The sequence below is a fragment of the Nocardiopsis terrae genome, from assembly GCF_014651695.1.
Lineage (GTDB): Bacteria > Actinomycetota > Actinomycetes > Streptosporangiales > Streptosporangiaceae > Nocardiopsis > Nocardiopsis terrae.
Genome location: NZ_BMXJ01000003.1, coordinates 378,688 through 404,777, shown reverse-complemented (window position 1 = coordinate 404,777; position 26,090 = coordinate 378,688). Strand labels below are relative to the sequence as shown.

Annotated in this window: 25 protein-coding genes and 1 pseudogene; 15 read left to right on the top strand and 11 right to left on the bottom strand. The window is 71.2% G+C overall.

Translation table 11 applies throughout. The features are described from left to right. The first annotated feature begins 375 nt into the window (after positions 1 to 375). The 5 genes from IE195_RS09595 (at position 376) to IE195_RS09575 (ending at position 5,741) form a co-directional block, all read left to right on the top strand. The gene (locus IE195_RS09595) at positions 376 to 1,686 is read left to right on the top strand and encodes a Gfo/Idh/MocA family protein (RefSeq protein ID WP_191269761.1); all 1,311 of its coding nucleotides are present in this window, start codon (positions 376 to 378) and stop codon (positions 1,684 to 1,686) included. Next, the gene (locus tag IE195_RS09590) at positions 1,686 to 2,858 is read left to right on the top strand and encodes a Gfo/Idh/MocA family protein (protein WP_191269759.1); all 1,173 of its coding nucleotides are present in this window, start codon (positions 1,686 to 1,688) and stop codon (positions 2,856 to 2,858) included. The genes IE195_RS09595 and IE195_RS09590 overlap by 1 nt, the downstream gene beginning before the upstream one ends. Then, complete coding sequence (locus tag IE195_RS09585) at positions 2,855 to 3,694, top strand: DUF6807 domain-containing protein (RefSeq protein WP_191269757.1); 840 nt, start codon at positions 2,855 to 2,857, stop codon at positions 3,692 to 3,694. Before IE195_RS09590 ends, IE195_RS09585 begins: the two co-directional genes overlap by 4 nt. Positions 3,695 to 3,738: 44 nt before the next feature. Continuing rightward, the gene (locus IE195_RS09580) at positions 3,739 to 4,632 is read left to right on the top strand and encodes an NAD-dependent epimerase/dehydratase family protein (RefSeq protein WP_191269755.1); all 894 of its coding nucleotides are present in this window, start codon (positions 3,739 to 3,741) and stop codon (positions 4,630 to 4,632) included. A gap of 77 nt (positions 4,633 to 4,709) precedes the next feature. Beyond that, positions 4,710 to 5,741 (top strand): LacI family DNA-binding transcriptional regulator, encoded by a 1,032-nt coding sequence (locus IE195_RS09575; RefSeq protein WP_191269753.1) that lies wholly within the window; start codon positions 4,710 to 4,712, stop codon positions 5,739 to 5,741. A 78-nt stretch (positions 5,742 to 5,819) separates the two neighbouring features. Here IE195_RS09575 and IE195_RS09570 read toward each other — a convergent pair whose 3' ends face one another. The 5 genes from IE195_RS09570 to IE195_RS09550 form a co-directional block, all read right to left on the bottom strand. Next, the gene (locus IE195_RS09570) at positions 5,820 to 6,896 is read right to left on the bottom strand and encodes a mandelate racemase/muconate lactonizing enzyme family protein (protein ID WP_191269751.1); all 1,077 of its coding nucleotides are present in this window, start codon (positions 6,894 to 6,896) and stop codon (positions 5,820 to 5,822) included. Continuing rightward, positions 6,893 to 7,807, bottom strand: coding sequence for a sugar phosphate isomerase/epimerase family protein (locus IE195_RS09565; RefSeq protein ID WP_229826143.1), 915 nt, complete (start codon positions 7,805 to 7,807; stop codon positions 6,893 to 6,895). The genes IE195_RS09570 and IE195_RS09565 overlap by 4 nt, the downstream gene beginning before the upstream one ends. Beyond that, positions 7,804 to 8,964, bottom strand: coding sequence for a dihydrodipicolinate synthase family protein (locus tag IE195_RS09560; RefSeq protein ID WP_191269749.1), 1,161 nt, complete (start codon positions 8,962 to 8,964; stop codon positions 7,804 to 7,806). Before IE195_RS09560 ends, IE195_RS09565 begins: the two co-directional genes overlap by 4 nt. Next, the gene (locus IE195_RS09555) at positions 8,961 to 10,115 is read right to left on the bottom strand and encodes a Gfo/Idh/MocA family protein (RefSeq protein ID WP_191269747.1); all 1,155 of its coding nucleotides are present in this window, start codon (positions 10,113 to 10,115) and stop codon (positions 8,961 to 8,963) included. The genes IE195_RS09560 and IE195_RS09555 overlap by 4 nt, the downstream gene beginning before the upstream one ends. Before the next feature lie 144 nt (positions 10,116 to 10,259). Beyond that, positions 10,260 to 11,177, bottom strand: a complete 918-nt coding sequence (locus IE195_RS09550) for an SDR family oxidoreductase (protein WP_191269745.1) — start codon at positions 11,175 to 11,177, stop codon at positions 10,260 to 10,262. A 77-nt stretch (positions 11,178 to 11,254) separates the two neighbouring features. On the opposite strand from IE195_RS09550, the gene IE195_RS09545 reads away from it, so the two are divergent. Continuing rightward, positions 11,255 to 11,902, top strand: a complete 648-nt coding sequence (locus IE195_RS09545; protein WP_191269743.1) for a TetR/AcrR family transcriptional regulator — start codon at positions 11,255 to 11,257, stop codon at positions 11,900 to 11,902. A 16-nt stretch (positions 11,903 to 11,918) separates the two neighbouring features. Here IE195_RS09545 and IE195_RS09540 read toward each other — a convergent pair whose 3' ends face one another. Both IE195_RS09540 and IE195_RS09535 read right to left on the bottom strand, forming a co-directional pair. After that, positions 11,919 to 12,887 (bottom strand): exonuclease domain-containing protein, encoded by a 969-nt coding sequence (locus tag IE195_RS09540; RefSeq protein WP_191269740.1) that lies wholly within the window; start codon positions 12,885 to 12,887, stop codon positions 11,919 to 11,921. Between the two features lie 67 nt (positions 12,888 to 12,954). After that, a complete protein-coding gene (locus IE195_RS09535) occupies positions 12,955 to 14,541 on the bottom strand; it encodes a serine/threonine-protein kinase (RefSeq protein WP_191269737.1) in 1,587 nt (528 codons plus the stop codon). 258 nt (positions 14,542 to 14,799) lie between these two features. Here IE195_RS09535 and IE195_RS09530 point away from each other — a divergent pair, with 258 nt between their 5' ends. The 4 genes from IE195_RS09530 (at position 14,800) to IE195_RS09515 (ending at position 19,440) form a co-directional block, all read left to right on the top strand. Further along, entirely contained in the window at positions 14,800 to 15,738 is a 939-nt protein-coding gene (locus tag IE195_RS09530; RefSeq protein ID WP_191269735.1) for a metal ABC transporter substrate-binding protein, read from the top strand. A gap of 14 nt (positions 15,739 to 15,752) precedes the next feature. Continuing rightward, the gene (locus IE195_RS09525; protein ID WP_191269733.1) at positions 15,753 to 16,499 is read left to right on the top strand and encodes a metal ABC transporter ATP-binding protein; all 747 of its coding nucleotides are present in this window, start codon (positions 15,753 to 15,755) and stop codon (positions 16,497 to 16,499) included. Beyond that, the gene (locus IE195_RS09520; RefSeq protein WP_191269731.1) at positions 16,487 to 17,371 is read left to right on the top strand and encodes a metal ABC transporter permease; all 885 of its coding nucleotides are present in this window, start codon (positions 16,487 to 16,489) and stop codon (positions 17,369 to 17,371) included. The genes IE195_RS09525 and IE195_RS09520 overlap by 13 nt, the downstream gene beginning before the upstream one ends. 740 nt (positions 17,372 to 18,111) lie before the next feature. Next, complete coding sequence (locus IE195_RS09515) at positions 18,112 to 19,440, top strand: helix-turn-helix domain-containing protein (protein ID WP_225942436.1); 1,329 nt, start codon at positions 18,112 to 18,114, stop codon at positions 19,438 to 19,440. Between the two features lie 197 nt (positions 19,441 to 19,637). Here the strand turns inward: IE195_RS09515 and IE195_RS09510 are convergent, their stop codons facing one another. Further along, entirely contained in the window at positions 19,638 to 20,447 is an 810-nt protein-coding gene (locus IE195_RS09510; protein ID WP_191269729.1) for a thioesterase family protein, read from the bottom strand. 223 nt (positions 20,448 to 20,670) lie between these two features. Between IE195_RS09510 and IE195_RS09505 the strand changes: the two are divergent. Both IE195_RS09505 and IE195_RS26580 read left to right on the top strand, forming a co-directional pair. Beyond that, positions 20,671 to 20,757 (top strand): annotated as a pseudogene (locus IE195_RS09505) (MerR family transcriptional regulator); the annotation flags it as partial. Positions 20,758 to 21,027: 270 nt separating this feature from the next. After that, the gene (locus IE195_RS26580; protein WP_191270497.1) at positions 21,028 to 22,341 is read left to right on the top strand and encodes a DUF2716 domain-containing protein; all 1,314 of its coding nucleotides are present in this window, start codon (positions 21,028 to 21,030) and stop codon (positions 22,339 to 22,341) included. A 39-nt stretch (positions 22,342 to 22,380) separates the two neighbouring features. Here IE195_RS26580 and IE195_RS09495 read toward each other — a convergent pair whose 3' ends face one another. Next, positions 22,381 to 22,794, bottom strand: a complete 414-nt coding sequence (locus IE195_RS09495) for a winged helix-turn-helix transcriptional regulator (RefSeq protein WP_191269727.1) — start codon at positions 22,792 to 22,794, stop codon at positions 22,381 to 22,383. Between the two features lie 85 nt (positions 22,795 to 22,879). On the opposite strand from IE195_RS09495, the gene IE195_RS09490 reads away from it, so the two are divergent. Then, positions 22,880 to 23,692 carry an NAD(P)H-binding protein gene (locus IE195_RS09490; RefSeq protein ID WP_191269725.1) on the top strand — a complete coding sequence of 271 codons (813 nt, stop codon included), beginning with the start codon at positions 22,880 to 22,882 and terminating at the stop codon, positions 23,690 to 23,692. Between the two features lie 30 nt (positions 23,693 to 23,722). Here IE195_RS09490 and IE195_RS09485 read toward each other — a convergent pair whose 3' ends face one another. Continuing rightward, on the bottom strand, positions 23,723 to 24,223 hold the full coding sequence (locus tag IE195_RS09485) for a hypothetical protein (protein WP_191269724.1): 501 nt from the start codon (positions 24,221 to 24,223) through the stop codon (positions 23,723 to 23,725). Positions 24,224 to 24,531: 308 nt separating this feature from the next. On the opposite strand from IE195_RS09485, the gene IE195_RS09480 reads away from it, so the two are divergent. Beyond that, entirely contained in the window at positions 24,532 to 25,053 is a 522-nt protein-coding gene (locus IE195_RS09480) for a GNAT family N-acetyltransferase (RefSeq protein ID WP_191269722.1), read from the top strand. Positions 25,054 to 25,162: 109 nt separating this feature from the next. Here the strand turns inward: IE195_RS09480 and IE195_RS09475 are convergent, their stop codons facing one another. After that, on the bottom strand, positions 25,163 to 25,498 hold the full coding sequence (locus IE195_RS09475; protein WP_191269720.1) for a DUF2000 domain-containing protein: 336 nt from the start codon (positions 25,496 to 25,498) through the stop codon (positions 25,163 to 25,165). Between the two features lie 94 nt (positions 25,499 to 25,592). Between IE195_RS09475 and IE195_RS09470 the strand changes: the two genes are divergently transcribed. Further along, positions 25,593 to 25,751 (top strand): glycine zipper domain-containing protein, encoded by a 159-nt coding sequence (locus IE195_RS09470; RefSeq protein ID WP_191269718.1) that lies wholly within the window; start codon positions 25,593 to 25,595, stop codon positions 25,749 to 25,751. Positions 25,752 to 26,090 lie beyond the last annotated feature (339 nt).

Sequence of the window (26,090 nt, the reverse complement as noted above, 5' to 3'; positions counted from 1 at the left end):
GCCTGGACCGGGGTTCATGTGGTGACCGCCAATCTGGTCGGAAAACGCACTGATGAGGGAGACGCTCACACTATGTGGCTGAGAACACTGGTGAATTTCGCAGGCCATGGCTTGGTAAGCGCTATCCAGATATTAGGATGTTCAGTTTCTAGCACCGGGTTACATGGCTGTCAACGCCTTGTTTCACCCCCGCCCCCGAGCACCCACCAGATCGTTATCTTCACCGCGGGGCTCCCATTCGGGTAAATAGTCGCTCCTGGTGCTCGAGTGAACACTCTGAGCTTCGATCTCTCGGCTGGCACGGAAAACCGCTCACGCCCCCCAGTCGTGCACCCCCTCTTGTCGTGCGCTTCGGAAAGCGTTTACCATTCCTGTGTGAACGACACCACTCAACGCAGGTACGCGATCGTCGGCACCGGCTCCAGGGCCCGCATGTACACCCGAGCCCTGGTGGACACCCATCGGGACCGGGGGCGCCTGGTCGCCCTGTGCGACACCAACCGCACGCGAATGGCCGTGCACAACCGGATCATCACCGACGCAGGAGCGGAGGCCGTGCCCGCCTACGGGGCCGAGGACTTCACCCGCATGCTCCGCGAACAGGCCGTGGACGAGGTGATCGTGTGCACCGTCGACCACACCCACGCCGACTACGTCGTGGCCGCCCTGGAAGCCGGCGCGGACGCCATCACCGAGAAGCCCATGACCGCCGACCTCGAAGGCCTGCGCCGGATCAACGACGCCCAGGCCCGCACCGGGGGCCGGGTGACGGTCGGGTTCAACTACCGTTACAACCCCGTCCACGGCCAGGTCCGCGAGCTGATCTCCTCCGGAGCCATCGGCGAGGTGGGCTCCGTCCACTTCGAGTGGCTCCTCGACCTCCGCCACGGAGCCGACTACTTCCGCCGCTGGCACCGGGACAAGACCAAGTCCGGCGGACTGCTGGTACACAAGGCCAGCCACCACTTCGACCTGGTCAACTGGTGGGTGAACGCGCACCCCCGCGAGGTCTTCGCCTGGGGCGGCCTGTTCTTCTACGGCCAGGACAACGGACGCCGCCACGGGCTCCTCAACGACTACGAGCGCGGGCACGACGCCGAGGCGGCCGAGAGCGACCCCTTCGCCCTGCACATGCGGGACAGCCCCGACCTGACCGCCCTGTACCTGGACGCCGAACACGAGGACGGCTACCGGCGCGACCTGAACGTCTTCGGCCCCGACATCACCATCGAGGACGACATGTCCGTCATGGTCAGGTACGACACCGGTGTGCGCCTCAGCTACCACCTCGTGGCCTACGCCCCCTGGGAGGGCTACCGCATCTCCTTCACCGGCAGCCGCGGCAGACTCGAGCTGGACATGACCGAGTTCGCCAGCACCACACCGGGCCAGGACGAGGCGCACCCCGTGCGCGGAATGCCCGCCCCCAAGGAGAACACCGAGGCCAGGCTCCTGCTGCGCCGCCACTGGCAGCCCCCGGAGGAGATCCCCGTGCGCGTGGGCGGCGGCGGCCACGGCGGCGGGGACAACGCCATGCTCGACTCCCTGCTCGGCGGGACCGACGACGGTATCCGCCCCGACCACGCCGACGGCGGCAACGCCCTCCTGACCGGGCTGGCCGCCAACGCCTCCATGGCCTCGGGCGCACCCGTGCGCGTGGCCGACCTGCTCTCGGGCGAGCACTGATGCCCCGAACCGACGACACCGCACCGCTGCCCCTGCTCCTGGTGGGCATCCACGGGCACGGCCGCTCCCACCTGCGCGCGCTGCTGCCCCTGGCCAGGGCCGGGACCGTCCGCCTCGTCGGGGTCTGCGACCGCAGGCCCCCCGCACCCGACGACGACCTGGAAGGGCACGGAAACGTCCCCTTCTTCGACGACCTGGCCACCGCCCTGGACCGGACACAGGCACGCCTGACCGTCCTGGTCACCCCCATCCACACCCACCTGCCCCTGGCGAGGGTGGCCCTGGAGCACGGCTCACACCTGCTGCTGGAAAAACCCACCACCCCCTCCCTGGCCCAGCTCACCAGTCTGGAAGAGGCGGTGCACGACTCCGGACTGGCCTGCCAGATCGGCTTCCAGAGCCTGGGCTCGCAGGCGATCGACGAGGTCGGCCGACTCGTGGGCGAGGGCGTCCTGGGCGAACTACGCGGGATCGGAGCGGCCGGCGCCTGGAAACGCACCTCCGCCTACTACGACCGCGCACCCTGGGCCGGTCGGCGCGAGCTGGACGGGCACCAGGTGGTGGACGGAGCCCTCACCAACCCCTTCGCCCACGCCGTGGCCACCTCCCTGGCCCTGGCCCGCGCCGAACAGGACGCCCCCCGCTCCCTGGAACTGGAGATGTACCACGCCCACCCCATCGAGAGCGACGACACCTCCTCCCTGCGCCTGCGCACCCGGAGCGGCACCGTCCTCACCGTCGCCGTCACCCTGTGCGCACCCGAGAGCCAACCCCCCGCCATCACGCTCCACGGCGACCGGGCAAGCCTGACACTGGAGTACACCCTGGACCGGATCACCCTCCACCGGCCCGGCCACGCACCGCGAACCACCACCCACGGGCGCGTCAACCTCCTGGAGAACCTGGTCGCACACATCCGGGGGCAGTCCCCCCTCCTGGTGCCGCCCGAACGCACCCGGGGCTTCACCCACGTCCTGGACGCGGTGCGCACCGCCCCCGACCCCCGGCCGATCCCGGCCCGGCACCAGCAGGTCCACCAGGAGGAGGGGGTCACCCACCGGAGCATCCCCCGGATCACCGACCTGGTGCACGAGAGCGCGAACTCCCTGGCGCTGTTCTCCGAACTCGACGCCCCCTGGGCCAGCCCCGCCCCCACGGAGGTCACCACGTGAACCTGTCCCTCGGCCACACCCTCGTGGCCACCCACCACAGCGGTACCTCCGTGCCCACCGAACTCTCACCACGCCCCTACCTGCACCCGGTGCGCACCCTCGCGGGAACGGAGGTGACCGAGACCGGCCCCGCCGACCACCGCCACCACCTGGGGGTCAGCGTGACCCTGGCCGACGTCTCCGGGACCAGCTTCTGGGGCGGTCGGACCTTCACCCGCGAGCACGGATCGGTCATGCTCGACAACCACGGCCGCCAGGAACACCTGTCCTGGGGCGAGTGCTCCGCGGACCGGACCGTCGAGGTGCTCTCCTGGACCGACCCCGAGGGCACCGAGCTCCTCCGGGAGCACAGGACGGTCCGCGCCCTCACCCTGGACACCAAGACCTGGGTCCTGGACCTGCACTCGTCACTGCACAACACCTCGGGCCGGGAGCTGGGGATCGGCAGCCCCGCCACCAACGGCCGCCCCGGAGCCGGGTACGGCGGGGTGTTCTGGCGGGCGCCGATCGGTGACCTGCCGCCCTCGGTCACCGGCCCCGACGGAGCGAAGGGGGAGGAGGCCCTGCACGGCTCACACGCCCGCTGGCTCGCCCTCTCCTCCACCGCCTCCCACCGAGCCCCGTGGACGCTGCTCTTCCTCCAACCCGGCCCGCGCACGGACCCCTGGTTCCTGCGGGCCGAGGAGTACCCGGGCGTGTGCCCGGCCCCCGCCTGGGACACCCGGCTGCGCCTGGGCGCCGACCGGACCCTGGAACTGGGGCTGCGCACCGCCGTCACCGACGGCCCGGTAACGGACCACGAAGCACTGGCCACAGCCGTCGCGGCGCTGGCCTGACCACCACGACACCCCGCACCGGGGTCTGGAAAGGAACCGCACACATGCGCGTGCTCGTCACCGGAGGCTCCGGACGACTGGGGCGAAGCGTCGTGACCGTGCTCGCCTCACGCGGACACGAGGTGACCTCGGTGGACACCGCCGAACACCCGTGGCCGGAGGGGATCACCCCGGCCGTCTGCGACCTGCTGGACAGCGGGGCCCGCGCGGAGCTGTTCGCCCGCGCCGCCCCGGAGGCGGTGGTGCACCTGGCGGGTATCGCCGTGCCCTTCGCCCGCCCCGACGCCGAGACCCTGCGGGTGAACGCCACCCTGGCCTGGGAGGTGCTCAGCGCCGCCGTCGGGGCGGGCGCCCACAGCGCCGTCGCGGCCTCCAGCCCCACCGTCTACGGGTACAACACCCCCTCCTGGAAACCGCGGTACCTGCCCCTGGACGAGGAGCACCCCGTCGCGCCCTGGCACGCCTACGGCCTGAGCAAGGTGATGGTGGAGGAGACCGTCCGGGCCCTGGCCCGGACCTCCGACAAGTGCGTGCTGTCCGCCGTCCGCCCCGGCTACGTGGTCTCTCCCGAGGAGTGGCGGGGAGCGGTCACCCAGCAGGGCCACACCCTCAGCGAACGCCTGGAGGACCCCGCCCTGGCCGCCGGCTCCCTGTTCAACTACGTGGACGCCCACGACGCCGCCGAACTGTTCGCGCTGATCGTGGAGAACCCCGAGCGCGTCACCGGCGGCACCGTCTACAACGCCATCGCCCCCGACCCCCTCGCCCGGGGCCCGGTCGAGGCCGACCTGGCCCGACTGCACCCGGCCACGGCCGAACACGCTCCGGCGCTGGCCGACGGACGGGCGGTGTTCTCCTCCGAGCGGGCCCGCCGCGACCTGGGGTGGAGGCCCGAACGCACCTGGCGCGACCTTCTGCACCAGACGGAAGAGGCCTAGTGGCAACGAGGGAAGGACCCCGCCCCTCCGCTACTCTGGGAAAGAGTTTTCCCAACGGTGGTAGGAGGGGCAGGGCCGTGGATCCCGGTTACGTGACTCTGGAACAGGTCGCCGAACACGCCGGGGTCTCCCTGGCGACCGCCTCACGCGTGATCAACGGGAGCACACGGCAGGTGAGCCAGCGGCTCCGGGAGAAGGTGGAGGCCAGCGCCCACGAGCTCGGATACCTGGCCAACGCCTCCGCCCAGACCCTGGCCCGCAACAGCAGCTCCCTGATGGGCCTGGTGGTGCACGACATCGCCGACCCGTACTTCTCCCAGATCGCGGCCGGGGTCACCCGGTACGCCGAGGAGCTGGGGCTGGTGCTGGTGCTGGGCACCACCAACCGCTCCACGCAGGCGGAGACGCGCATCATCTCCGCGCTGCGCTCCCACCGGGCCAAGGCGATCGTGATCGCCGGTTCGCGTACCACCAGCGAGGAGAGCGACGCCCGTCTGGCCAAGGAGATCGAGGCCTTCGGGCGCCAGGGCGGCAGGGTCGCCCTCGTCTCCCAGGCCACCCTGCCCGCCGACACCGTCACCCCGAACAACCACTCCGGGGCCGCGGCCCTGGCCCAGCACCTGGTCGCTCAGGGGCACCGGCGCTTCGCGATCCTGGCCGGCCCTCCCAACCTGCGGACCGCACGCGAACGCCTGGACGGCTTCCACTGCGCGCTCTCGGCCGCCGGACTCGAACTCGCCCACCACAACGTCGTGCACGGGGACTTCACCCGGGACGGCGGATACGAGTCCACACGGCGCCTGATGGCCCTGGGGACCGACGCCACCTGCCTGTTCGCCGTCAACGACGTCATGGCCACCGGAGCCATCGCCGCGCTGCGCGCCATGGGCAAGACCGTTCCCGAGGACCTGTCCGTGGCCGGTTTCGACGACATCCCCACGCTGCGGGACCTCACCCCCTCGCTGACCACGGTGCGCCTGCCCCTGGAGGAGATGGGCGAACGCGCCGCCGCCCTGGCCCTGGACTCCGACCACCACGGGGAACCGAGGGTGGTCAGCGTCGAGGGCACGGTCATGGCCAGGGAGAGCACCGCACCTCCCAGGAACTGAGCGCCTTCGCGGGCGCCACCCGCGGCGGCGGTCCCCGACCGGGGACCGCCGCCGTTCCTCGCCCAGTGCCGCCGAGCGCTAGGGGAGCGGGGCGAGGTCCTCCGCGAACACCAGCCCGTGGCCGGGGCCGGTCCGCGCGGTCAGGCGGCCGTCGGCCAACTCCACCCCGCTCGGGGCGGCCAAAGCCCCCAGCGCGGCGAAGGAGGCGTGGTCGATGTCCTCGACCATGGCCACCTCGGGCAGGCACAGGGCCAGTTGGCCCGAAAGCTCCGGCAGCAGGTGGGGGGCGACCGGCACCCCCCGCCGGGCCACCGACTCGGCAATGCGCAGGAACGGGGTGATGCCCCCGACCCGTACGACGTTGGGCTGGGCGACATCACACACACCCGCGTCCACGAACCGCTCGAACTCCGCCACCGACCGCAGGTTCTCACCCAGCGCGAACGGCAGCGCGGTACGCGCCCGGAGCCGGACGTGGGCCGCCAGGTCCGGAGCGGGCAGCGGCTCCTCCACGAAGTGCGGCGTGAAGGGCGCCAACCGTTCCAGCGCCCGGGCCGCACCCGGGACGTCCCACCGCTGGTTGGCGTCGACCATCAGCAACCGCTCCGGGCCCAGGAGGTCGCGTACCGCGCCCACCCGTTCCACGTCGCGGTCGACCGAGGCCGAACCCACCTTGATCTTCACCGCGTGGTGCCCCCGCTCCACCCACCCCCGGACCTGTGCCAGCAGGTCCGAAAGCGAGTAGTCCAGGTTCACACCGCTGCCGTAGGCGGCGACGCTCTCCCGGCGCCGCCCCAACAGCTCCACCAGGGGCACGCCCGCAGAGCGCGCGTGCAGGTCCCACAGGGCGATGTCGACACCGGCCAGGGCCATCAGGGTCAACCCCGTCGTGCCCGCCTCGCGCAGGTGCCAGAGCGCCTCGTCCCACAGGGCCGGATGCGCCCGCCGTCCCAGCAGGGCAGGGGCGAGGTCGTCGTTGACCAGCGCCTCCACGGCCCGCGCCCCGATCAGCGGTGTCCAGGAGAAACCGGTTCCCACCAGGCCCTCGTCGGTGTGCACCCGGACCACGACGACGTCGTTGCGATCGACCCCGCCGTCCCAGGCCCGGCGCAGCGGCAACCGGTGGGCGCGGGCCGTCACCCGGGTCACCCTCACAGCACACACTCCGCGTGGCGGCGGGCCATCGTGGCGATGACCTCGTCACCGTCGGCGGACCACACGTCCTCGTTGAAGACCTCCCATTCCACGTCGCCCTCGTAACCGGCGGCCAGAACCGCCCGGTGCAGTGCGCGCGCGTCGATGTGTCCGTCGCCGACCATGCCCCGGCCCAGCAGGGAGTCCACCGGCAGGGGCGTGATCCAGTCGCAGACCTGGAAGGAGGTGATGCGGCCCGCGGCGCCGGCCCGGGCGATCTGGTCGAAGACCGCCGGGTCCCACCACACGTGGTAGGTGTCCACGACCACTCCCACGACCTCCGGGGAGAACTGTTCTGCCAGGTCCAGGGCCTGGCCCAGGGTGGACAGGACCGCACGGTCGGCGCAGAACAGCGGGTGGAGGGGTTCGAGCCCGAGGCGCACGCCGCGTTCGGCCGCGTACGGTGCCAGGGCGTGGATCCCCTCCGCCACCCGCTCCCTGGCACCGGCCAGGTCCCGGTCACCCTCGGGGAGCCCGCCCGCGACCATGACCAGCACCGGCGCACCCAGTTCGGCGGCCTCGTCGATGGCCCGCCGGTTGTCCTCCAGGGCGTCGGTACGGGAGGGGTCGCTCAGAAAACCGCCACGGCAGTAGGAGGACACCCTCAGCCCCGCGTCGCGGACCAGGCGGGCGGAGCGTTCCAGGCCGGTCTCCTGGACGTGTTCACGCCACAGCCCGATGGCGGGCAGCCCGGCGCGCAGGCACCCGTCCACGGCCTGGGTGAGACTCCAGCGCTTCACGGTGGCCTGGTTGAGTGAGAGCCGGGCCAGGCGGGGGTCGCCGGGGGCCGGGGTCTCGGTGTGCACGGACCTGCCGGAGGGGACGTCCACCGGGGCCGGGACCACGGGTCGGTGTCGGGGGGTGGTCGTCACTGGTCCACCCCCGAGACCCGGAGCAGGGCGCGCATGCGCTCCTCGGCCAGGGCCGGGTCGCTGAGCGCCCCCGCCGCGTCGGCCAGGCGCAGGGTCTGCGCCAGGTGCGGGAGGTCGCGGGCGCTGTGCAGGCCGCCCACCATGTGGAACCCCTTCTGGTGCCCGTTGAGCCAGGCGAGGAAGGCGATACCGGTCTTGTAGTAGTAGGTGGGCGCGGAGAACAGGTGACGGGCCAGGGGCACGGTCGGTTCCAGCAGGGCGCGGTAGCCGTCGGTGTCGCCCCGGTCCAGGGCGGCAAGCGCCCGGGCGGCGGCCGGGGCGATGGCGGCGAACACGCCGAGCAGGGCGTGGGAGTGGCCGTGCTCGTCCCCGAGCACGAGTTCGGGGTAGTGGAAGTCGTCCCCGGTGTACAGGCGCACCCCCGACGGGAGGAGACGCCGCAGGCGTACCTCCAGCGCGGTTTCGAGCAGGGAGACCTTGATGCCCTCGACGTGGTCGGCGTGCGCGGCGATCAGTTCGGCGACCGGCTCGATCGCCTCCTCGGGGGAGTCGTAGCCCCAGTAGCCCGCCAGAGCCGGGTCGAAGGCGGTGCCCAGCCAGTGCAGGATCACCGGCCGCTCGGCCCGCTTGAGGACGGCGGAGTAGACCCGGGCGTAGTCCTCGGGGCTCTCGGCCACCGCGGCCAGGGCCCGGGAGGCCATCACGATGGGGGTGGCGCCGGCTTCCTGGACCACCTCCAACTGCTCACCGTAAGCGGTGATAACGCTTTCCAGATCGACGTGCGAAGACTCCAGGTGGTCGGTGTTGACCCCGCAGGCCAGCAGGGCCCCGCGGTCACGGGCCTGGGCCCCGGTGCGGCGGATCAGCTCGGCGGTGGCGGGCCAGTCCAGCCCCATGCCCCGCTGGGCGGTGTCCATGGCCTCGGCCACGCCCAGCCCCTGGTCCCACAGGTGGTGGCGGAAGGCCAGGGTGGCCTCCCAGTCCAGGGCGGCCGGGGCCCCGGGAGCGTTGACGGCGCAGGGGTCGGCGACCACGTGCGCGGCCGCGTAGGCGGTGCGCAGGCGGGCCGGGGGGAGGGGCGAGGCGTCGGCCGCAGCCCCGCTGAGGGTGTAGGGGACGATGGTGCCCTCTCCGGAGGGCAGGTTCAGTGCGTTCACGTGGTGGAGACCTCACCGAGTTCGACGGTACGGCCGGTGCGGGCGGAGAGCAGCCCGGCCTCGGCCATCTGGATGCCGCGCGCACCGGAGAGGAGGTCGTGGTGGAAGGGGGTGCCCAGGACCACGTGCCGCAGGTAGTCCTCCCACTGGGCGCGGAACCCGTTGGGGAACTCCCCGTTGTCGGGGACGTCCTTCCAGTCCTCGCGGTAGCGGACGGGGTCGACGGCGTCGGGGTCCCAGACCGCCTTGGGGGTGGTGGCGCGGTGCTGGATCCGGCAGGAGCGCAGCCCGGCCACGGCGCTGCCGTGGGTGCCGTCCACCTGGAACTCCACCAGTTCGTCGCGGTTGACGCGCACGCTCCAGGAGGAGTTGATCTGGGCGATGATGCCCTCGCCCACCTCGAAGATGCCGTAGGCGGCGTCGTCCGCGGTGGCCTCGTAGGACTCGTTCTGCTCGTCCCAGCGCCGGGGGACGTGGGTGGCGGTCTTGGCGGTGACCGTGTGCACCGGGCCGAAGAGGTGCTCCAGGACGTAGTGCCAGTGGGGGAACATGTCCAGGACGATGCCGCCCCCGTCCTCGGCCCGGTAGTTCCAGCTCGGGCGCTGGGCGGGCTGCCAGTCCCCCTCGAAGACCCAGTAGCCGAACTCACCGCGGATGGAAAGGACTTTTCCAAAGAAACCGCTGTCCAGGAGGCGGCGGAGCTTGAGCAGGCCCGGCAGGAAGAGCTTGTCCTGGACCACGCCGTTGCGCACCCCGGCCTGCTCGGCGAGCTTGGCCAGTTCGAGTGCGGCGTCCAGCGTTCCGGCGGTGGGTTTCTCGACGTAGATGTGCTTGCCCGCGGCGATCGCCGAGCGGACGGCGTCCTCCCTGGCGTGCGTGATCTGGGCGTCGAAGTACAGCGGGACGTTGTCGTCGGACAGGACCGAGTCCAGGTCGGTGGTCCAGCGCTCGATGCCGTGTCTGTCGGCGATGGCGCGCAGTTTGCGCTCCGACCGGCCCACCAGTACGGGTTCGGGTATGACGCGGGAGCCGTCGGGTAGTTCGACACCGCCGGAGTCCCGGATCGCCAGCACCGACCTGGTCAGATGCTGCCTGTACCCCATGCGGCCGGTGACGCCGTTCATCGCGACGCCCAGCACGTGATCACTCATGGCTTGTTACCACCTCTCAGATGAAAGCGCTTTCCAGACTAGGGCAAAGCTACCCCGCCCCGCCAGAGGTGTCGAGACCGGGGACGGGGAATTCCCCCTGCGGAGGACTCGGCTCCGCAGGGGGCCCGACCCCTGGAGGGCGCCTCAGCCCAGCGAGATCCCCTCCGTGGGCGGCAGATCGGCCAGGGTCGCCACCTCGTGCAGGTGGTGCACCCCGGCGGACAGGTTCAGCGTCAGGGAGGCGGCCCATGCGGTCACCGCCGCCGTCCCCCGGGACTGGCCCTGCCCGCGCGCCCAGCGCCGGCGTCCTCCCGAGACCGCCACCAGGGTCCACTCCCGGGAGCCGGGCAGATGCGGGACGCTCCGCAGCGCCCCCGCCCCCGCCCCGGGCAACCGGGCGAGCAGGGCCAGGGCCGTGGTGGCAGCCGCGGAGTCGAGGCCCAGGTGGGTGCGGACCGGGCGCGCGAGGTCACGGGTGAGCGTGTGCTGGTCGGAGAAGTCGGCCCGGTACAGGCGCCGCCGACGACCGGGCAGGTCGAAGGTCCGCCCCCGGGTGAGGTTGCGGACGACCTCCCCGGTGGCCGGATCGGGGAAGGACCGGCCGAGCAGGTTCAGGGACCATTCCGTGGCCGCCGCCCCGTGCCGTTCCCCCGACCCCAGGACCACCCCCAGGTCGACGGGCCCCCTTCCGGGGAGGTCGGCGGCGAGCAGGTTGGTCAGCCCGGGGGCCAGCCCGACGCTGAGCAGGACCGGTGCGCGCGGCCGGAGCCGCTCGACCTCGGTGACGTAGCCGGAGGTGGCGGTGGCGTCGACGAAGGCCGCGCCCCGGTCGGTCGCGGACCGGACCAGGGCCGGATCCTCGGCCCCGGAGGCGTTGACCACGGCGTCCGCACCCCGCAGGGCGCTCAGGTAGCCCGCCAGGCCGGGTTCGGCCAGATCCACCGTCCGATCCGCGCGCCGGGGGTCGCGTCCGGCGACCACGCAGGTGTGCCCGGCTCCGCGCAGCGCCTCCACGACCGGAGCCCCCACGGCCCCGTAACCGCCCAGGACGAGTACTCGCATCTCCGCCCAACTTTCTGTAGTAGAACTACAATAAGATATTTGTAGTGGCACTACAGTCAAGTCGTAGGATGGTGACCATGGACATACGACAAACCGCCGACGGCCGCGCCGCGCGCTCGGCCGCCACCCGTGTCCGGGTCGCCCGGGCCGCGACACGGCTGTTCACCACCGGCGGTTACACCGCCACCAGCATCGCGAGCATCGCCGAGGAGGCGGGGGTGGCGACCCAGACGGTCTACTACGCCTTCGGCACCAAGGCGGCCGTGCTCAAGGAGGCCCTGGACCAGGCCGTGGCCGGAGACGCCGAACCCGTGGCCACCCTCGAGCGCCCCTGGGTCCGCGCCGCACTGGCCGCCCAGGACCCGCACGAGCTGGTCCGGCTCCAGGTGCGGGGCACCGCCCGGGTGATGGTCCGCGTCGCCGCCCTGGTGGAGGTGCTCCGCGGCGCGGCCCCTTCCCAGCCCGAACTGGCCGAGCTGTGGCGGACCAACACCGAGCAGCGACGCACCGTCCACACCGTGTTCGCCCGGGCCCTGGCCGACCGGGGCGCCCTGCGCGGGGGCCTGGACGCGCAGGAGGCCGCCGACACCCTGCTGGGTCTGCTCAGCCCCGAGCTGTACACCCTCTACACCGGCCAACTCGGCTGGAGCACCGACCGCTGGGCCGCCTGGGCCGCCGACGCGGTCAGCCACCAGCTCATCGGCCCCCCGGACTCGGGGAGTTGAACGGGGAGGCCGGGGATCAGGCGGAGGCCATGCCCAGACGAAGCATCAGTTCGGACTCGGTGATGATGTCGATGCGCTGGCCCTTGGCCATGTAGGCCTCGGCCTGCCTGTGCTTGGAGGTCTTACCGCCGTGGTCGCTGTCACCCACCACCAGCACGTCGGTCTTCTTGGTGACGTTCTTGGCCGGAACCCCTCCGGCCTCGGCGACGCGCTTCCACACCTCGGGCTTGTCCATCGCCCGCAGGTCGCCGGAGACGCACACCGTGCGGCCGTAGAGCGGACCGGCCGGGTCGGCCTCCGGCGAGGGTTCGGGAAGAGGGCTCTGCGCGGCCCGCTGCCAGCGGCCGTAACGGTCCTCCACGACGGGCGCCGCCGACGTGGCGGGGGCGGCGTCCGGGAGGCGGACCGCGGCCCGGACCGCTTCCAGGCGGCCCAGCCGCATACCCGCGGCGCGGGAGAGTTCGGGCAGGGAGCTGGTGCCGTAGCGGAGCATCGCCGCGATCATGATGTGCGCGGCCGCCTCGGCGTCGGCGTCGGCCCGGTGGTGCCGGGTGATCTGGTGGCCCACGTGCGCGCACACCGTGGGCAGGCGGTGGTCGGGCAGGTCCCAGGTGCGCCGGGACAGGGCCAGGGTGCAGGCGTAGTCCAGGGCGGGCAGCGCCTGGCCCGTGTGGGCGCACGCCTGGCGCAGCGCCCCCATGTCGAAGGCGGCGTTGTGCGCCACCAGCGCCCCGCCCTGTGCGAACTCCAGCACCTGCTCGCGCACCGCCTCCCAGCCGGGCGCCCGGGCGACGTCGGCGGCGGTGATGCCGTGCACGGCGGTGTTGTGCCGGGAGAAGAAGGACACCGGCTCCGGCGGGCGGATGAGGGTGCTGAACCGGTCCACCACCCGCCCCTCGCTCACCCGGACCAGACCCACGGCGCAGACGCTGCCGCGGTCCTGGTTGGCGGTCTCGAAGTCGATCGCGGTCCAGGTGTGGGACACCCCCGCTACCTCCCTTGTACTTGCGTCGGAACGGGTCGAGCGTACCGGGGCGTTCACACCGCCGAGGTCAGAACGGGTCAAAGGAGTCGATGGCTTTTTCACGCCACCGGGCGTCCTCGGCCCACAGGCTCTCGGAGGAACTCCACGCCAGCGTGTAGTAGTCGCCCTCGCCGACTGCGATGTTGCGGGCCAGGAGCCGCCGGGGGCCCTCACCCCCGTCCCAGGAGAACTCCCAGTCGGCGGCCGAGGCGAAGGACGTACGGGCGGTGACGTCCTCCAGCCTGATCCGCTCGTACCCGGGCAGCCGGTTCTGCGCGACCGAGTCGCTCTCCTGCTCCACCACGTGCGCGTACTCGTCGTCGTTGGAGTGCGGGGTGCGGTCGATCTGCAGATAGGCGTTGCTGGTGGGGGAGTCGTAGAAGACGCTCGCGCCCTCGGTGCGGCGGGGCCAGCCGTCGGGGACCAGGAGGGCGAAGCCTTCGGGATCCCGGGTCCAGGTCATGCCCTCCGCAGCTGGTTCCCCGTTCGCCTCCTCGACCGGGGCCTGGTCCGCGGCGTCCACGTCAGGGGAGGGGGACGTCTGTGCGTCCTGGCCCGCCTGGCCGAGCCCCTGCCCGCCGTCTCCCCAGGGGTCGACGACGACCAGGGCGGCGGCCACCACCAGGGCGGCCAGCCCCAGCGTGAGTACCACCACCGGCCACGACAGGCGCCGGGGACGGCCGGGCCGGGCCCTGACGGCGGCGCCCTCGGCCTGCGGGGCGGGGGACAGGTCGGGGAGGGTTTCCTGAGGAGTCGTTCCACCCCGGGCGGCGGGGGGCCTGTGGAAGCCGGTCGGACGCTCGCCCCGGGCCGCGGCGGTCAGCAGTTCCCGGCTGCCCCGGGCGTCCAGCCGCCCGGCGGGGTCCTTGGCCAGCAGTCCCCGGATCGCCTCTCCCATCGGCCCGGGCGGGGTCGGGGGCGGTTCCGCGCTGAGCACCGCGTGCAGGGTGGCCGGAACGCCCTCGCGCTGGAACGGGGACACCCCGGTGACCGCGTGGTGGAGGGTGGCGCCCAACGACCACAGATCGCTGGCCGGGGTCGCCGGTTCGGAAGCGAGCCGTTCGGGGGCCACGTAGGCGGCGGAGCCCATGACACCGGAGGTCTGGGTGATCGCGGCGGTGTCGACGATGGTGGCGATGCCGAAATCGGTGAGTACCACCCGGCCGGATCCGGTGACCATGACGTTCTCGGGTTTGACGTCGCGGTGGGTGATGCCCTGGTCGTGCGCGGTGGTCAGCGCGTCCAGCAGGTCCAGCCCCCAGGCCGCGGCCCGCTCGACCGGGATCGGGCCCCGGTCGTGTACCAGGCGGTGCAGGGACTCCCCTTCGAGGAACTCCATGACGATCCAGGGGCGGCCGTCGTCCTCGACGATGTCGTGCACGGTGACGATGTGGGGGTGCTGGCCCATCGCGGTGGCCTGGGCCTCACGCCAGGCCCGTGCCGCGACCCGGGAGCGCTCGTCGGCGTCCAGGCCCGGTCCCCACAGGATCTCCTTGACCGCCACCGTGCGGTTGAGTCCGGTGTCGCGGGCCCGCCACACCCTCCCCATGCCACCTCGTCCGACCTCGGAGACGAGTTCGTAGCGTCCACACAGCGTGCGGTGGGGATTGACCACCTGGAACTCCTGGGGTGGGGGTGGGTGAATGGGCGACGCGACAGCCGCGGGAGCGGGAGATCGCGCGCCAAGGGGCTCATTCTAGGAAGGTTCTGCCCCTACCGCGCACCTCCGCGGGGCTCAGGCGGAGGGCTCGGTCGGGAAGTCGCGGACCAGGCGGTCGGCGGCGCTACGGGAGTGCGCCCGCCCCAGCCCGAGGAGCCCCTCGGGACCAGCCCCCGATGCGCAGTTTGGCCTGGTTGTGATAAAAAGTTAGGCGTGCCGAACTTTAGAGATTGGTTCTCTTCAAAGACTGTGTCGACGGTGATCCCCGCGGCCGCGCTCTCCCTCGCCCTGGGCGCCTGCTCCACCTCCTCCGGGCAGAGCGGCCAGGAGGGCGAGCGCCCCCTCGTCCTGACCACGTTCACCGTCATCGCCGACATGGCCGGGAACGTCGCCGCCGACCGGGTGGACGTCACCTCACTGACCAGGCCCGGAGCCGAGATCCACGGCTACGAACCCACCCCCGACGACCTGGTGCGCGGCCAGGGCGCCGACCTCATCCTGGAGAACGGCCTGGGTCTGGAGGCCTGGTTCCAGCAGTTCACCGAACGCGTGGACGCCCCCACCGCCGTCCTGAGCCGGGGCATCGACACCATCCCCGTGACCTCGGGCGGCTACGAGGGCGAACCCAACCCGCACGCCTGGATGTCCCCCGACAACGCCCTGGTCTACGTCGACAACATCCGCGACGCCCTCATCGAACTCGACCCCCAGGGCGAGACGGAGTTCACCGAGGCCGCCGAGGACTACAAGGAGGAGATCACCGAGGTCGGCACCTACCTGGAGGACGAACTCGCCGAGGTCCCCGAACCCGCTCGCGCCCTGGTCACCTGTGAGGGCGCCTTCTCCTACCTGGCCCGCGACGCCGGCCTGACCGAGCAGTACCTGTGGCCGGTCAACGCCGAACGCGAGGGCACCCCCCAAAAGATCGCCGCCGTGGCCGAGTTCGTCCGCGACAACGACGTACCCGCCGTGTTCTGCGAGAGCACCGTCAACGACAGCGCCCAGCAGTCGGTGATCCGCGAGACCGACGCCGTCATGGGCCAGACCCTCTACGTCGACTCCCTCTCCGAACCCGGCGGCCCCGTACCCACCTACCTCGACCTGCTCCGCCACGACGCGCAGGCCATCGTCGCCGGGCTGACCGGCGTGTGAGGGAGGAAACCGACGTGACAGCGGCCATCGAGGTCACCGGAGCCACCGTCCGCTACGGCGACGTCCTCGCCCTGGAAGACGTGCACCTGTCCGTGCGACCCGGACGGGTGTGCGGACTCCTGGGCATGAACGGCTCGGGCAAGTCCACCCTGTTCAAGGCCGTGCTCGGCCTCGTCCCCCTCGACCGCGGCCGGGTCCGCCTCCTGGGCACCGACAACACCGCCGCCCGCCGCAGGGGACTGGTCGGCTACGTGCCCCAGTCCGAACAGGTGGACTGGGCCTTCCCCGTACGGGTGCGCGACGTGGTCATGATGGGCCGCTACGGGCACATGGGACGCAGACGCAGGCCCCGCCCCGCCGACCGCGAGGCCGTCGACCACGCCCTGGCCCGCACCGACCTCACCTCACTGGCCGACCGCCAGATCGGCGCGCTCTCCGGCGGCCAGCGCAAACGCGCCTTCGTGGCGCGCGCCATCGCCCAGGGCGCCGACGTGCTGCTCCTGGACGAACCCTTCGCCGGCGTGGACAAACGCTCGGAGGCCACCATCACCGACCTGCTCCTACAGCTGCGCCGGGCCGGACACACCCTGCTGGTGTCCACCCACGACCTGGCCCAGGTGCCCGTGCTGTGCGACGAGGCGGTGCTGTTGCAGCGCCGGGTGATCGCGCACGGCACCCCCGAGGAGGTACTGGAACCGGACGTACTCCTGGAGGCGTTCGGTATCCACCCCAGTGAGGAGGGACGCCAGTGGACCCGCTGACCGCGCTCGTGGAGTGGTTCACGGTGCCGATGCAGTTCGAGTTCGTCCAACGCGCGCTGCTGGTGAGCGTGGTCGCGGGCGTGGTGTGCGCGGTGCTCTCGTGCTGGATGACCCTGGTGGGCTGGTCGCTGATGGGCGACGCGGTCTCGCACGCGGTCCTGCCGGGAGTGGTGCTCTCCTACATGTTCGGGATGCCCTTCGCGCTGGGCGCCCTGGTCTTCGGGGCCGGCTCGGTGGCGCTGATCGGGGTGGTCAACCGCACCTCCCGGGTCAAGGAGGACGCGGTGATCGGGGTGGTCTTCACCGCCATGTTCGCCCTGGGCCTGGTGATGATCTCGCGGGTCCCCAGCCAGACCGACCTGGGCCACATCCTGTTCGGCAACGTCCTGGGGGTGTCCGACGGCGACATCCTCCAGGTGCTGCTGCTGGCCGCCGTGGTGCTGGCCGTGGTCTGGTACAAGCACCGCGACCTGACCATGTACGCCTTCGATCCGGTCCACGCCCACGCCATCGGCGTCAACCCGCGCCTGCTGGAGACCCTGCTGCTGGGGCTGCTGTCGGTGACGGTCGTGGTGGCGCTGCAGGCCGTGGGCATCATCCTGGTCGTGGCCATGGTGATCACCCCCGGCGCCACCGCCTACCTGCTCACCGACCGCTTCGAGCGCATGCTGGTCATCTCCGCCGCGGTGGCCTTCGTCGCGGCCGTGGCCGGGGTGTTCACCAGCTTCCACCTGAACGTGTCCACCGGCGGCTGCATCGTGCTGGCCCAGGCGGTCGCGTTCGCCCTGGCCTACCTGTTCTCGCCCAGGCAGGGCGTGCTGTGGAAGGGACGCACCGCCCGGGCCAGGCGGGCGGCGCGCACCGGGCGCTGAAGGAGCGGAGGAGGGTGCGGCGACACGGGCGCACCCGGGCACCGGGGGAGTGCGGGAGGGGTTCGGTCACCCTGGCAGGGGCCGGTGCGGACGCGCAGCACACCGTCGGGGCCCGGAAGTACCCCGGCAAGCAGCGGGGATCCTCGGCCGCGTAGACGGACAGGGCCAGTGCGCCTCGGGAGTCGGACAGCAGCCTGATGAGCTCCGAGCGGCCGTCCCCGTCCACGGTGACACCGGAGATGCGCCCGCGGCGGTCCTCCCAGACCACCTCTGTCCAACCCTTCCCCGGCCAGGCGCACAGGGCCCGGTCCAGGTCCCGCCCCGCGGCGACCCTGCTGCACCGGTCCTCTCCATGATTTCCACACTGGCCCAACGTCGACATTGCGGGCAAGGGTGTCGCTTTTCCATGGAAATAGACAAGTGCGACTTCTTGGCTCTGTGGGCTGTTTTCCCGTGCGGGAATTTGAGAGAAATCCCGGCGAACTCTTGTTCGGGTCGCTAGTTTGGATCGCGACAAGAAAAAACCCGACCAGGTGCTGACAACACCTGGTCGGGTTGTGGCCGACGCCTGCGTTACCAGGTTTGTCGACTCCGCCACCTCCCTGAACAAACCAGGAAGGCGACTCGTCATGGAGTCTAACGCCTCGATCCCCGCCAGCACAGCCGAAACCACGAATCCGACTGGGTTCTCTCCGCCCCGCAAGCGCCCCAAAGGCGCACTCAAGGGCATCGGGTTCATTATGGCCATCTGGGTCCAGCAGATCTTCAACAAGGGCCTGTTGACCAAGCCTCGTTCGGTACTGGCCCTGATGGCCATCGCCGACGTGGTGGACGCCGACGGGCGGTGGTGCTACTTCCTGCTGGAGAACCTGGCCAAGCGCTCCGGCGGCCTCCTCAGTGTCAGCAGCCTCAAGCGCGCCATCGACGACCTGGTCGAAGCGGGCATCGTGCGCAAGCTCACTCGCTCGGAGACCATCGAGTTCTTCGCCCAAAGCATCAACCGAGGCCGCTCCGCCCACCAATTGCCGTGCGTACTGGAGCTGCTCGTCCCGGCTCAGGACTACACCGATTTGGTGCTCGAAGAGATCAACGCCTGCCGGGCCCAACTGGGGGAGGAGCCCCTCACCGTGCACAACCGACCTCCTCTGAAGCGCCGCCGGACCCCGGCTCAGGTTGACCCCGCCCCCAGCTCAGATCGACCCACAGACTGTTCCCCTGGTGACGGTTCTGGCAGCGAGGTGGATCGTTCCGTCCGTGGCACCTCAAGCACAGGAGAACAAACTCGACAAAGGCCACGGATCGGAATCTTCGGCCTTATCAATCGCATACCCAACTCATTCCTGGCCTCTCCGGAAACCGACCGGGACCTTTTGGCGCTGGCTGTGGAGAAACTCCTGCGTCAGGGGCTGGGCGAACCCGACGTGCGAGCCCTGTTCTCGGGGATGGAACGGCTGCACCGACCGTTCCCGGCGCTGATGCGGCGCCTGGGCGACATCACGTACGCACTGAACTTCCTCAACGGCTCACTGGGCCGAGGCATCCACACGTCACCCCCGCGGACGATCCCGTGGCCGGGCTCGTACGGGGACGAGACCTCCATCCGGCCCGAGGAGTTCCGGCTGGACAGCCTGGGGCGGGCCACCGGCACCTGCCCCGTGCACGACAACACGCGCAACCTCCCCGGTGGCAACTGCACGATCTGCGGTGAGCCGTGCCGGTCGGAGCCCGGCCAGATCATGCCCGAACCCGGGCGGGGAGCCAACCCGCCGCCCCAGCGCGCACCCCGGAGCGCGCCTGGGCCGGAGCCTTCGGATCCTCCCCCGGGCTCGGCGGAAGCCGCCCTGGTCCCAGAGCTGCGGGCACGGATGCTCGTCTCCCTGAACGGTGGTGAACGCGCACCCGCCGCCGATCCGGTCGCCAAGAGCACGGTCCGATCCGCCCGCACCTCGGGACTGTCACCCCAGACCCTGACTCTCCTGGACCAGTTGCGCGAGCGGTTCGAGCGTCCCCGGCGACCTGAGGGCACCGACACTCCCGAAGCCGTACCCGCGCTGACCGCAGTCGGCTGATCCGCCCCCAGGCTGCCCCGGTCGCCCGGGGGGTGTGCCGGACGGCGGGAGGGTTCCTCTTCCTCGCAGGTCGGCAGAGCCCTTCGTCGTCGTGCGAGTGAGCAGGCGGCTTTGCGTCGAGCGCCCGGGACGGGGACGGAAAAGCACAACGGGCCGCGGCTCGGCGGAGAGCGGCGGCCCGGAGGAGGTTCGGAGAATCAGATCAGCATGGCCAGCTGGCGGGCCTGGGCGACGAGTTTTCCCTCGCTGTCCCAGATCTCCATGTCCTCCTCGTGGAGGCTGTGGGAGACGTGCTTGGTCCAGACCCGGCAGGCCAGCCAGCCGGGCGCGGGCCTGGCTCGGATGTGGGTGGTCAGCTCCACCGTGATGGTGCTGAACTCACCGATCTCCAGAACCGCCGGGACGGCGAAGTCGACCATGGCGGGCAGGGAGTGCACGTCGGCGTCGCGTCCGTCGGCGAAACGCATCCAGAAGTCGACCTGGGGGTTGCCGTCCTTGCGGCCGTCCAGCCACTGGGGGCGCTGGGGGTAGCGGTACTCGACCCGGTGCGCGATGGTCACGCCCTCCGGTTTGCCCGCGAACTCGGCGGGGACCTCGCACTCCTCGGGGGCGGGCAGCTCCGGCGGGCCCTGCAGATGCAGTTCGCGGCCCTCGGCGCTGAGGTCGCCGTAGGTGGCGGTGGCCCGCACGATCTCCTTGCCGCCCTGTTCCAGGACGACGGCGCCGGTAGCTGTGCGGCGCCCCTCCCGGATGGTCTCGGTGCGCAGCGCGGCCTCGCCGGGGGCGGCGGGGCGCAGGTAGAAGGCGGACACCACCAGGGGGTCGGGCTGGGCGAGGGTCTGTCCCAGCGCGTTGAGTGCCGTCCCCAGGACGTAGCCGCCGTTGGGGTGCGAGGTGAACGTGGTCCAGCCGTCGGTGAGGGTGGCTGTGAACTCGCCGTCGGCTCGTTTCTCGACCCGGGTGTCCTGGTCGAACTCGTAACCCTCGGCGGGGTGGTCAAGGCTCATGCGATTATGTTACCGACGAGTAGAACCGCTGGCCACACCACAACCGAACACTATTCGGTTATGTGGGCACCCCCACACCGACACCCGCGACCACGGGCGGCATCCGCGCGCCGCTTGACCCTGACGCGACGTCGGGCCCCAGCTTCGTCACCACTGCACCGGGAACGGGGCCGAAACCACCAGCAAGAGCGGAAGGCAGACCGCGGGCCGCACCGTCGGCGAGGTCGCCCGGATCACCGGACAGACCGTGCGCGTCCTGCACCACTACGACTGGATCGGGCTCCTCGTCCCGGCCGAGCGCACACTCGCCGGCTACCGCCTCCACTTCGACGGCGACACCCGCACCGAGGAGGACCGCCAGAGCTGGGGCGACCCCCCGACGGAGCGTTCGCCCGGTCCCGGAGCGAGGTTACGGACCGGCCAGGACAATCGGACACCACCGCCCCGGCTTCCGGCCCAGCGCCCCGCCACGGGGACGGGCGTCCGGACCCCGGCCCTGGCAGAATGGGCGCCGCCTCCGCCGCTTCGCCCCTCGCCCTCCTCCCTCCGCCCGGGCCCGACCCTCTCTCTGGCTGCCACCATGCACGACCTCCGCCATGCCTACGACACCCACCTGCGCGGTCACCTCCCCACACCGCCCAGGGCCGGGGCAGTACACCTGCCGGACCCGCACCTGACCGGTGCCCGCCTGGTCCGCTCCCACTACGGCACCCACGGCAGCGTCGACCACGGCCCACTGCCACCGGACACGGACCTGCCCGCCCTGGTCGCCCGCCAGCGGGACCGGTTCGAGGCGCGCACCGAACCCGCGCACTGGCCGGTGCACGCCCACGACCCGCCCGCCCTGGAAGACGCCCTGCACGCGGCCGGTTTCACCCCCGGCCCCGAACGCTCCGTCCTGGTCGCCGAGCTCTCCGCCCTGCCCTCCGTGCCGCCCGCACAGGACGAACAACTCCGGGAGAACGACCGGATGTCCGCCCAGGCCGTGCGGGAGCTGGCCGCGACCTCCGGACCGCACCGGCGCCCCCTGGCGGAGCACGAGGCCGACGGGATCTCTTTCGAGCACCGAACCCTCGCCCTGGTGCGCAGGACACGGGTACGCGCGGCCAGCTGGGCCGCCCTCCGCAAGGAGACCCCGTTCCTCGTCCTGGAGGGGATGACCGCCCCCCGCCCGGAGTTCCTGGGGGAGTGGGCCCGCAACGCGGGACCCGGCCGGGGCCTGTGGTGGGGTTGGGGGCAGGCTCAGGCCCGACTCATGACCGCCGAGGTCGAGCCCGCAGCCCAACCGGAGCTGTACGGCATGCTCCTGGACTCGGGTTTCCACGAGATCACCACCGTGCGCACCCACACCTGGCAACCGCTCGGGATCCCCGCCGTGGCCCGGCCGGTCACCGAACTCTTCGACGACCGCGAACACGACGACCTGTGGGACCGGTTCACCGAACGGTTCTTCTTCACCCCCAGCACCACGGTCTTCCCCGGCATCGTCGACCCCACCCCCTCGGTGACCTGGCCGCTCCACGAAACCGACGAGCGCCCCGAGCACGTGGCCGAACTGGACCGGGCGGTGCGGCGCGGACTCGCCGCTGCCATCCCGGCGGGGGAGTCCCTGTACTCCCTGGACTGGCAGCACATCGGACGCCGCTACGACCCGCGCCGGGTCGGCGGACCCGGGCAGCCTCCCCACCCGGCGTTCGTCTTCCCCGACGGGGACTACTACATCAACCTCACCGGGGACCTGCGCCTGGGCACGTTCGGCCACCCCTGGGAGAGCGGCCCGCACGGCCGGGGGACCCTGTGCGTGTTCGGCGCGGAGCTGCTGGCCGAGGTGGAGAAGGACCTCCACCGGCTGCTCGGCGCCCCGATCCGCAGGGACGGGCGCGCCACCGGTTGAACGGACGGAACGGCACACGGTGACACGGGGAACGTCCGTTCAGCGGATCCCCGAGTCAGGATGTTCGGCGTCCCACTCCTGTCGCGCTTGTGCGATCGCGTCACGGTGTTCCGCCGACCAGTCCGCGAGGGCCCTGACCAGATGCGTAAGGCTGTGGCCCATCGCCGTGAGTTCGTACTCGACCTGTGGGGGCACCGTCGGATGCACCGTCCGGGTGACCAACCCGTCTCGTTCCAACCGGCGCACCGTGAGCGTCAGCATCCGCTGCGAGATGCCGGGAACGGCACGCTGCAACTGACGGAAACGGTGTACTCCCCGGGCCAGTTCGACCACGATCAGGACCGACCACTTGTCCCCGATGCGGTCGAGCACCTCACGGATCCCGCAGTCCTCGTGCTGCTCCCCGCAGCTGACGACAGGGGCGGTGGTTACCTCTGTGTGCCCGACTGACACCGAAGTGCCTCCTTACGCTCTCTGACGGAAAACAGCAGGATGTTCCTGGTTACCGAAGAGAACCTATCTGAGCAGGGAGACCCTGATGATTCTGGTTACCGGTGCTGCTGGCGCTCTGGGCACGCTTGTCGCCGAGCGGTTGGCCGACCGTGCGGACGTCGCCCTCGGAACCCGAGACCTCCGGCGAACCCGGTCCCCGTTGCCTGCGCGCCGCATCGACTTCGACGATCCCGACACCCTCGCCACGGGTTTCGAGGGAGTGGACGTGCTGTTGATGATCTCCGCGGGAGCAGGTGAGGACGACACCGTCATCGCACGGCACGGTGCTGCCGTCGAGGCCGCGGAAAGGGCGGGTGTGGGCCATGTCGTCTATACGAGCCTGACCGCCGACGGCGATCATCTTCCGTACGCACTGCCGCACCGCTGGACCGAACGGCGACTGCGGGAGAGCAGTATGGCCTGGACGATCCTGCGCAACGGCCTCTACGCGGAGTTGTTGGCCGAGATCGCGGCGCCGTCACCGGAGGGGCGGATCACGGCCCCTCTCGGTGAGGGCCGGCTGGCCGCTGTCGCACGCGCGGACCTGGCCGAGGCCGCAGCACGCGTCGCGGTGGAGGCACCCGCTCATGCGGGGCGCGTCTACGAACTCGTCGGAGAGCAGAGCGTTGGCGGCGCCGACCTGGCACAGGCGCACGGTCCCCGTGTCACCTACGAGCCGGAGGCGATGTCCCGGACCCGTGCGCGCGTCGCTGCCTCCGGAGCCGAACCGTTCCAGGTTCCGATGCTGGTCGGCACCTGCTCCGCCATCGCTGCCGGATTCATGGCCCGCACCGGTGGTGATCTGCGTCGGCTGCTGGGCCGAGCACCCCGCTCTCCGATCTCAGCGGTCCTCGCGTAGGGGCCGACCGGGCTCCGACACGCACTCCTGCTAGCTCTTCCGGGGGCGGTCACCGTGGTTGTGCTGGGTGCCGATCACGTCGCCCTCGGCCTCGACACCGCGCATGTCGATGTGGTCGCCCCCGTAGCGGGTCTCGTGATGCTCGACCCCGCCGACGGTGCCCGCCTGGATCAGTGTTCCGTGCACGTCACGGGCGGTGTTGGTGATGATCTGGGTCCCGCCGCGTTCCGGAGCCGCCTCGTCCAGGATCGCGCGCAGCTCGGCGGCGGCCTCGGGGTCCTCCCGCAGCAGGCGGCGCAGCTGGGTCTTCCAGTTCTGCTCCATCTCCTGGGCCGAGACGGCCTCCCCTGCGTCCTCGTCCAGCTCCCTGCGGGACTCCTCCAGCTCCGCCAGGGCCTTCTGCCTCTTGGCCTCGTCGCCCTGGAACATCTGGGTGATCCACCCCTGGACCATGGTCCAGCTGCCCTTGACCATCTCCTGGGTCAGGACCCTGGCGCCTTCCTCGAACAGCTCCACCGCGTCACCCTCCATGCCGTCCCACCACTGTGTCCACGGGGCTTTCCGAGCGCTCGGAAAGCCCCGTGGATAAGACACCCTAGCCAGCCGAACGGTTCCGCACAGGAGGTCCCGAGAACACCGTGCCGCCCCGGGAACGTCTCCACCGCTCCCACCGAGGGAAACCCCCAGCCCCCTGCTAACGTGGGCCTTCGCGGAGCCGAGGGTCGGCCGCGCGGACCGAGGTGAGTTGATGGCTGTCGTGACCAGCGCCCCCAGTACTTCCCACCTCCGGGTCCCGGCCTGATCAAACGACGGGACCCCCGAACACGAAGGTCCTTGAGTTGTTCCATTCCGCTCGCACCTGGTCCACCCGACCCGAGACCAGTGCCGACACCGCCACCGTTCACGCGATCAACAGCGCCGCCTTCGACACCCCGGCCGAGGCCGACCTGGTCGACGCCCTGCGCGCCGATACCGGGGCGTGGATCGACGGCCTGTCCATCGTCGCCGAGTCCGGCGAGGGCACCCTCGCCGGGTACGCCCTGTTCACCCGCTGCCACGTCGACGAACGACCGGCTCTGGCGCTGGCCCCGTGTGCGGTCCTGCCCGAGTTCCAACGCACCGGCGCCGGTTCGGCCGCCATCCGCACCGGCTTGGCGAGCGCCCGTGCGATGGGGGAGAACCTCGTCCTGGTCCTGGGCCACCCCGGCTACTACCCGCGGTTCGGGTTCACCCCCGCCTCCGGGTTCGGTGTGTACGCCCCGATGGAGGTTCCGGACGAGGCCATGATGGCCCTGGCCCTGGACCCGTCGCGCCCCACCCCGCGCGGCACCATCCAGTACCCGGCGGCCTTCGGTATCTGATCCGGCCTTCCGGGTGAAACAGCGTGTCCGCCGCGGCATCCCCGCGGCGGGCACGCCCCTTCCCAGTGCTCCAACCAGACGGGACCCGCCGCTGCCCTGCTTCTCCCGCTCAGGTGGCCAGGGACAGCTTCCCGGTGAGTTTGTTGACGTCCTGCCTGGGACCGAACAGCGCCAGGCCCACGTACTCCAACTCCTGCGGCTCGGTCACCGCGAGCCGGTCCAGGTACTCGACGTAGGTGCACGAGCTGCGGGCCACCTCGTTGAAGCCCACCACCGTCAGGTCGCGCTGGTCCGCCAGAGCCTTGATCCGGCGCAGCTCCTCGCCGGTGGCGGACAGGGCCGGTACCGGATGCGGGTTGATCCCGGCGTGCACGGTGCCGTCCGCGTCCTTGCCGGCGGCGCCCAGTGAGTTCTCCAGCCGTGCCCCCAACGCCAGCCCGAGCACGGCCCCGCCCCGATCCGCCGTCCGCGGTCAGGGGAACCCGAAAAACCGGCGAAACGTCTGATAGTGGACAGAAGTACTCAGAGGGAGAGAACGCATGAGCAAGAAGTACAACCAGAGCACCGGACTCGCGCTCGGACTGGCCTTCGGCGTCGCCTTCGGAATACTGTTCGACAACCTGGGCCTGGGCATCGCTCTCGGGCTGGTCTTCGGCCTGACCCTCGGCGCCTCCCAGTCCAGGAAGCGCGAGGAGTAACCAAAGCCACCGCCACGGGCGACCCGCCCCCGGCGCCGCAAAGCGGAAAACACCCCGAAACCGTCCCGTTCAGCAACCGGGAAATCGCCTACCGTGGTGGCCGTCCCGGCCGCGATCTGCGATCGTGGACCTCCCGAACCCCGGCAACACCCTGAACACGAGAGTGTTCCCTGACACACTCCCCATTCCGACATGCCCCCGACGACCAGGGAAAACACCGGTCTCACCGCACCTTCGACGCCCGGGTGAGGCAGGTGTTTCCCGCGTGTTACGGCCCGACACCTCCAGGCAATGCCCCCTACCTACCTTCGGTTACGTCAGCAACCGTCAAGCAGGAAG